Consider the following 6,967-nt stretch of genomic DNA (forward strand, 5'->3'; position numbering starts at 1 on the left):
GTGTCGCAAGTCAGCCGCAGCGGCAGGACGGATTTGACAGCAACGTCGCGGCTGCCCAGTTCCTCGGGATGGGTGAAATTCGGGTTACCTTAGATACCCTCAAGCCGCTGGCTGCATGGCCGCCCTCAGCAACATGCCAAACAGGTCGCGTGGTTCATCGGGATCGGCGAGCAGGTCGAGTTCCTCGTAGAGGCCGGTGGCTTGCAGTTGGTCGCGTACATAGCGCAGCGCCGAAAAATCCTCGATCGCGAAGCCGACCGAATCGAACAGCGTGATCTGCTTGGCGTCTCGGCGGCCTTGGGCCTTGGTGGTGATTACTTGCCAGAGTTCGGTCACGGGATGGTCGGGGTCCAGTTGCTGGATCTCGCCTTCGATGCGTGTCTGCGGCGGGAACTCGACGAAAATATCCGAGCGCACCAGGATATCCTTGTGCAGTTCGGTCTTGCCGGGACAATCGCCGCCGACAGCGTTGATGTGGACGCCGGAGCCGACCATGTTGTCGGTGAGAATCGTGGCGTTCTGCTTGTCGGCGGTAACGGTCGTGATGATCCCGGCCCCTTCAACCGCTTCCTGCCCGGTCCCGCAGATCGTGATATCGAATCCCATGCCTGAAAGGTTCTTCGCGCATTTCAGCGAGGCGGACCGATCGATGTCGTAAAGCCTGAGCCGGTCGATGCCTGTGAGCGCCTTGAAGGCAATCGCCTGAAATTCCGATTGGGCGCCATTGCCGATGATGGCCATGGTGCGCGCGCCGCTCGGCGCCAGATACTTGGCCGCGACAGCGGAGGTGGCAGCGGTGCGCAGCGCGGTCAGGATGGTCATTTCGGTGAGCAGCATCGGGTAACCGCTGCCAACATCGGCGAGTACGCCGAACGCCGTGACCGTCTGCAAGCCTTGGCGCATGTTCTTGGGATGGCCATTGACGTATTTGAAGCCGTAGAGGCGCCCATCGCTTGTCGGCATCAGCTCGATGACGCCGTCATGGCTATGCGAGGCGATGCGCGGTGTCTTGTCGAACAGTTCCCAGCGACGGAAGTCTTCCTCGATGTAGCTTGCAAGCTCGGTCAGGAAGCGCTCGACACCGATGGCATTCACCAGCTTCATCATGCGGTCGACGCTGACGAAGGGGACGATGTTCAGCTTTGCCGTGGTCGTCATCAAAAACTCCCGGAATGGCTGCGGGTGGGGCGGTCCATGATGCGGCGACCCATCAGGCTCGCGGTCAGGTCGACCATCAGCGTCGCGGTTCGGCCCCGCTCGTCCAGAAAGGGATTCAACTCGACCAGGTCGAGGCTGGAAACGAGACCGCTGTCGGACAGCATCTCCATCACCAGATGCGCCTCGCGAAAAGTGGCACCGCCGGGAACGGTGGTGCCGACCGCCGGGGCGATAGACGGGTCGAGGAAGTCGACATCGAGGCTGACATGCAGCAGGCCGTCTTCCGCCGACACGCGCGCCAGGAAAGCGCGCAGCAACGGAGCGATGCCATGCTCATCGATGGCGCGCATATCGTGCACGGTTACTCCCGCCTCGTTGAGCGCCGTTCGCTCGGCCGGGTCGACACTGCGCAGGCCCATGGTGCAGATACGCGAGGGATCGACCGCTGCCGGCAGATCCGGAAAATAGCCGCGGAAACCCGGCTGGCCGCTGGCATAGGCGAGCGGAACACCGTGCAGGTTGCCGCTGGCGGTGGTGTCGAGCGTGTGGAAGTCCGGATGCGCATCGAGCCACAGAACGAACAGCGGGCGCCCGCTTTCGGCGGCGCGGCGGGCGATGCCCGATACGGTGCCGGCCGAGATCGAATGGTCGCCGCCGAGAAAGATCGGCATGGCATCCTTGCTCGCAGCGTAGGCGGCCTCGGCAATGGCGGATGTCCAGGCCGATACCTCAGGCAGGGCCTTCAGTGCCAGGTTGCCGTGCACGAGGCGTCTTGTCGGAACCGGCTGGACGGCGCCCATATCCTCGACAGTGTGGCCGAGGCCCGACAGCACCTGGGAAAGTCCGGCGGTCCGCAGCGCACTCGGCCCCATTTCACATCCCATTCTGCCAGCGCCGTCCTGCACCGGCGCCCCGACGATTCTGCAACGCATGATTTCTCCTGCTGGCAACCTTGAATGGTCCGGGAAAGAACCATGGCGGCATGGCGACGTGAACATATTAAATTGGCAATCCGGCAAGGCTGTTTTATCATATCGGCACCGATTTTGGTCTAAATGGCAGCACGGATGGATTCTTTAGACGAACGGCTCGTGACCTTGCTTCGCCACGACGGGCGGCGCAGCGTCTCTGATCTGGCCGTGGATCTCGGCGTTTCACGCGCCACGGTCAGGGCGCGTATGGAGCGGCTTGAACGGTCCGGCCAGATCATCGGCTACACGGTCGTGCTCCGCGCCGATGCGGTCGATCAGCGCATTCGGGGTATCATGCTGATCGAGATCGAAGGCCACGCCGCTGATCGGGTGGTGCGCTCGTTAGGGGGCTTCCCCGAGGTCTCGGACATCCACACGACCAATGGCCGCTGGGACCTAGTGGTGGAACTTGGGACGGCCTCGTTGACCGATTTTGATGCTGTATTGCGCCGCATCCGCCTCATTCCCGGCATAACGGGCAGCGAGACGAGCCTGCTCCTGGCAACGCCGCGCACAACTCGGGCACGGCTGGCCTAGCCCTGCGGTTGTCCAAAGCCACCGGCGGCCGCTGTTGGTTCGACAATGACGGCCGGGTTCTTCATTCCCCGAACTTGCGGGTCAGCAGCATGTGCGTGGCGACGGCGAACCCACTGTCTACGGTGAGGCGCGGGTTCAAGCGGCTGGGTACATCGCTGTCCCTGCAAATCGGTCAGGACCGGCGCTCTCGCGCGCTGGTGTGAACGAAACTGGCCAGCCGTTCGGGATTACCGGTGACGTCGTCGTACGGCCGCAGCCATTTGTCCTTGGGACTGTCTTTCAGCCCCTGCCGCCTTGGCTACGGTCCTCCCCGGCCCACGCCGATCTCAGCAGACCGAGGACTTCGTCGCGTATCAGCGGCCGCGGATTCCAATAGGCGGCCGACATTGCAAGATCGGCGGCGCCGGCGAGATCCGCTTCGCGCATTCCGAGGTCGCGCAAGGCCCGTGGCGCTCCGACGCTGTCCGCGAAGATTGCAAGTGCATGACCGACGTCGCCGTCATCAAAGATTTCGCGCATCGGATCCAGAAGGGCACCCGTGGCGGTCGCGTTGAAAGCGATCGTATAGCGCAGCATTACCGCGTGGGTCTCGGCATGAGGCAGGCCGAAGGAGCCGCCGAGCACATGGCATAGCTTGTGGTGCAAGGCCATGCCGACTTGCCCGAGCACAGTGCCACACAGCCATGCCCCATAGAGGGTCTCGCCACGCGCCGTGAGATCCCGAGGATTGCGGCAGACGTCCGGCAACGCCCTCCGGAACGCTCGAAGCCCCTCTGTCGCGAGAAGCGTCGATATCGGATTGCGATCGCGCGCATAGAGCCCCTCGGCAGCATGCGCCATGGCGTTGAGCGCGCTTGCCACGGTCGTCGAAACCGGCAGCGAACGGATAAGTTCGGCGTCGTAGAGGATGACCTGGGGCTGAACCCGGGCATCCGTCAATGTCGTCTTGACCCCGTCTTCGGTCTGACCGAGCACCGGAGTGGCTTCGCTGCCGGCATAGGTGGTCGGCAGCACGATTTGCGGCAGTCCGGTTCTCAGTGAAAGCGCCTTGGCAAGCCCAACGGTTGATCCACCGCCGATCGCGACCAGGCAATCCCCGTCCATCTGTCCAACTTGTAACATGGCCTCCTGGGTCACCGGCACGGGCGTGTGCATTTGCGCGAGCGGCAGTACGCCTGCGGCGAATTCGCCCATATCCGTCCTCAGGTCGTGCGCCATCGCGACCTGGCCGGGGGTCGAAATTACGATCGCGCGCCTGCAGCCGAGGCGCTCGACCTCGGCGCCGGTGTCATGGCGAACCCCTGGGGCAAACCGGACCCGGACTGCTGCCTGGGAGAATGCGAATTCAGGTAGAAACGATGACATCGGCCTGCTTTCTCCGGCTCAGAACGAGCGGATTTCCTGGATATAAGCTTCGAAAAAATCGGAGAAGGTGGCAACCCGGAGCGGTAGCTTTTCGTAAGGCGGATAGTAGAGCGTGAGCCAGATCTGCGGAGTGCTCCAGTCCGCAAGAACCTCCACCAGCCTTCCAGCGGCGAGATCATCGTCGACGATGAACCGGGGCAAGAGCACGATCCCTTCGCCATTGAGGGCAAGTCGGGCGAGCAGATCGCCACTGTTGGAGCTGAAGACGCCGGTTGCCTTGTGGGTTCGCCGGCCGCCGCCTTTCGAGAGCTCCCAATGCTCGTCGCGCGCATCCGACGCGTAGCTGAGGCAAGCATGCTCCGCCAGATCGTCGGGCGACTGCGGGGTACCGCGGGAGGTCAGATAGTTTGGGGCAGCAACCAGCACCCGCGGCACCTCCCTTATCTTGCGCCAGATGGTCGACTTGTCGACGGGCGGCCCGGAAATCCGGATCGCGAGATCGTAGTCCTCTTCGACGATATCGACGAACCCGTCGGAAAGCGCCAGGGAGACGTGCGTCTGCGGATACAGGGTCACGAATTGCGAGAGCACGGGGGGTAGCACCTTCAGCCCTAGTGAAAGCGGGGCGCTGATGCGGATGCCACCGGACGTTATCCCCTGAGCCTCACGGGTTTCCTCCGCCGCACGGACGAGACCTTGGGAAAGAGGCGCCACGCGCGCCGCGTAGACGGCTCCGGCGGATGTCAGGGACACCTGCCGCGTCGTGCGTACCAGCAATTGCACGCCGAGCTGCCGTTCAAGCCCGGCGATGGTGCGCGTCACCGACGCTGGTGTCATGCCGAGCTGGCGAGCCGCGCCGGCGAAACTGCCTCGTTCGGCGACGGCCAGGAATACGCGCAGAGATTCAAGTTCACCCATTCGGAGATTATTACGATATGAGCAACAATCAATGCAAGATTATGCCTATTCCGGGGGCCAAAGAGGGAGGCTATCTGTTTGCTCGACGAAGACAACCAAGAGCGAGGACAGCACCATGCTTACCCAGATCAAAGGACTGCATCACGTCACTTCGATGGCTGCCGATGCACAGGAAACCAATGACTTTTTCACCAAGACGCTGGGCCTGCGCCGGGTCAAGAAAACCGTCAATTTCGATGCGCCCGACGTCTATCACCTCTATTACGGCGACGAGGTCGGATCCGCGGGCACGGTCATGACCTATTTCCCGTTCCCGCATATCGCCAAAGGCAATCGCGGCGCCGGTGAGGTCTCCGAGACCGTGTTTTCGGTGCCGAAGGAAACACTTGGCTACTGGAAAGAACGTTTTGCCGGCAAGGGCGTGCTCGGACTGCAAGAGGACGAAGCTTTCGGTGAGAAGCGCCTGCGCTTCCTCGGCCCCGACGGCGACGGATTTGCCCTGACTGAAGTCGATGGCGACAAGCGTCAGCCCTTCGCTGGCGGAACGGTGCCGACCGACGAGGGTGTCCACGGATTTCACGGGGTGACCATGCGGCTGCGTGACGGCGGCGCGACGGGCGAACTCCTGAAATACATGGGCTACGAGGAAGCCGATCGGCGGGGAGCGCTGACCCGTTACGCCATCAAGGGCGGCAATGGCGCCGACTTCGTCGATATCGAGGTGTTGCCCGGCGCGCCGGCGGCGCGCCAGGGTGCCGGCTCGGTGCATCACGTCGCCTTCGCGGTCGAGGACAGGGCGGCCCAGGCCGAGGTGCGCAAGGCACTCATGGACACGGGCTATCACGTCACCCCGGTCATCGACCGCGACTATTTCTGGGCCATCTATTTCCGCACGCCCGGAGGTGTCCTGTTCGAGGTGGCGACGCATGAACCCGGATTCAATCGCGACGAGGACACCGCCCATCTCGGCGAGGCACTGAAGTTGCCGCTTCAGCACGCCAACCTACGCGACCGGATCGAAGAGATCCTCCCACCCATCGTCGACTGACATCGAAAATCCCGCCGCCGGCTGCGGCCGGCGGCCTTTGGTGAAATAGGAGAACATCATGTCTCGTGACGCTTACCACCATTTCGCAAAGCAGCCCGATGTCGGGGCTCCGCTTGTTTTCGCGTTCCACGGAACCGGCGGCGACGAACATCAGTTCACCGGCCTGATAGGGCAGATATTGCCCGGAGCCGGCATCGTCTCGCCGAGAGGCGACGTGTCCGAGCACGGCGCAAACCGCTTTTTCCGCCGCAAGGCGGAAGGTGTCTACGACATGGCGGACCTTGCGACCCGTACCAGGAAGATGACGGATTTCATCCGCGCGCACCGGGAAGCGAATGAAAGCGCAACGGTCTTCGGACTCGGCTACTCCAACGGCGCGAACATTCTCGCTTCGGTGATCTTCGATGCACCAGAGCTCTTCGACCGGGTAGTGCTGATGCACCCGTTGATCCCCTGGTCGCCGCGACCCAATCCGGGTCTTCGATCGCTTGAGGTTCTGATCACCGCCGGCAGGCGCGATCCGATCTGCCCGCTGCCCTTGACAGAGGCGTTGGCCGGCTATCTCGAAGGCCAGGGCGCAAAGGTCGATTTGAAATTGCACGATGGCGGGCATGAGGTCAGGCAGCAGGAGATCGATGCCGTCGCCACCTTCCTGACCCGCGGCCCATAAGGCGCTTTGCGCGACCGGTTCCTCAATATCCCCCGGTCGCTGCCACCCCAAGGATAATCGAGAACGCGAGTGTCCACTTCGATTGGGGCCAGAAATTTGAGGCCGGGCAGGCAAGAGGCTCAATGCGGCAAGACAGGTCTGGATCCCGCCTGCCGCCCGAAGACGACGCCGAATTTTCTCGTCCCGGCTATCGACGCTTCAGGTCACTGATCTTAGAGCGTCGGGCGAATAGGGTGAATCGTTGGGATTCCCTTTTCGACTGAAGTCTGATTCCTATGGATGCGGAGGTGCACCATGGGC

At 62.7% G+C, this 6,967-nt stretch carries 7 protein-coding genes; 3 read left to right on the plus strand and 4 right to left on the minus strand.

Going from position 1 to position 6,967, the window contains the following annotated elements; genetic code table 11:
* Window positions 1-99: 99 nt before the first annotated feature.
* Together FJ934_RS21425 and rocF are read right to left on the minus strand one after the other, a co-directional pair.
* Window positions 100-1,158, minus strand: coding sequence for an ornithine cyclodeaminase (locus FJ934_RS21425; RefSeq protein WP_140612154.1), 1,059 nt, complete (start codon window positions 1,156-1,158; stop codon window positions 100-102).
* The gene (gene rocF / locus FJ934_RS21430; RefSeq protein WP_140612156.1) at window positions 1,158-2,090 is read right to left on the minus strand and encodes an arginase; all 933 of its coding nucleotides are present in this window, start codon (window positions 2,088-2,090) and stop codon (window positions 1,158-1,160) included. The genes FJ934_RS21425 and rocF overlap by 1 nt, the downstream gene beginning before the upstream one ends.
* A 135-nt stretch (window positions 2,091-2,225) precedes the next feature.
* Here rocF and FJ934_RS21435 point away from each other — a divergent pair, with 135 nt between their 5' ends.
* Window positions 2,226-2,666 (plus strand): Lrp/AsnC family transcriptional regulator, encoded by a 441-nt coding sequence (locus FJ934_RS21435; protein WP_140612158.1) that lies wholly within the window; start codon window positions 2,226-2,228, stop codon window positions 2,664-2,666.
* A 279-nt stretch (window positions 2,667-2,945) separates the two neighbouring features.
* On the opposite strand, the gene FJ934_RS21440 is transcribed toward FJ934_RS21435, so the two are convergent.
* Together FJ934_RS21440 and FJ934_RS21445 are read right to left on the minus strand one after the other, a co-directional pair.
* Complete coding sequence (locus FJ934_RS21440) at window positions 2,946-4,031, minus strand: maleylacetate reductase (RefSeq protein ID WP_140612160.1); 1,086 nt, start codon at window positions 4,029-4,031, stop codon at window positions 2,946-2,948.
* Between the two features lie 18 nt (window positions 4,032-4,049).
* Complete coding sequence (locus FJ934_RS21445) at window positions 4,050-4,949, minus strand: LysR family transcriptional regulator (RefSeq protein ID WP_140612162.1); 900 nt, start codon at window positions 4,947-4,949, stop codon at window positions 4,050-4,052.
* 115 nt (window positions 4,950-5,064) lie between these two features.
* On the opposite strand from FJ934_RS21445, the gene FJ934_RS21450 reads away from it, so the two are divergent.
* Together FJ934_RS21450 and FJ934_RS21455 are read left to right on the plus strand one after the other, a co-directional pair.
* Complete coding sequence (locus FJ934_RS21450) at window positions 5,065-5,997, plus strand: ring-cleaving dioxygenase (RefSeq protein ID WP_140612164.1); 933 nt, start codon at window positions 5,065-5,067, stop codon at window positions 5,995-5,997.
* Window positions 5,998-6,055: 58 nt separating this feature from the next.
* Complete coding sequence (locus tag FJ934_RS21455) at window positions 6,056-6,667, plus strand: alpha/beta hydrolase (protein WP_140612166.1); 612 nt, start codon at window positions 6,056-6,058, stop codon at window positions 6,665-6,667.
* Window positions 6,668-6,967: the final 300 nt, after the last annotated feature.

This window comes from Mesorhizobium sp. B2-4-12, from assembly GCF_006441575.1.
GTDB lineage: Bacteria > Pseudomonadota > Alphaproteobacteria > Rhizobiales > Rhizobiaceae > Mesorhizobium.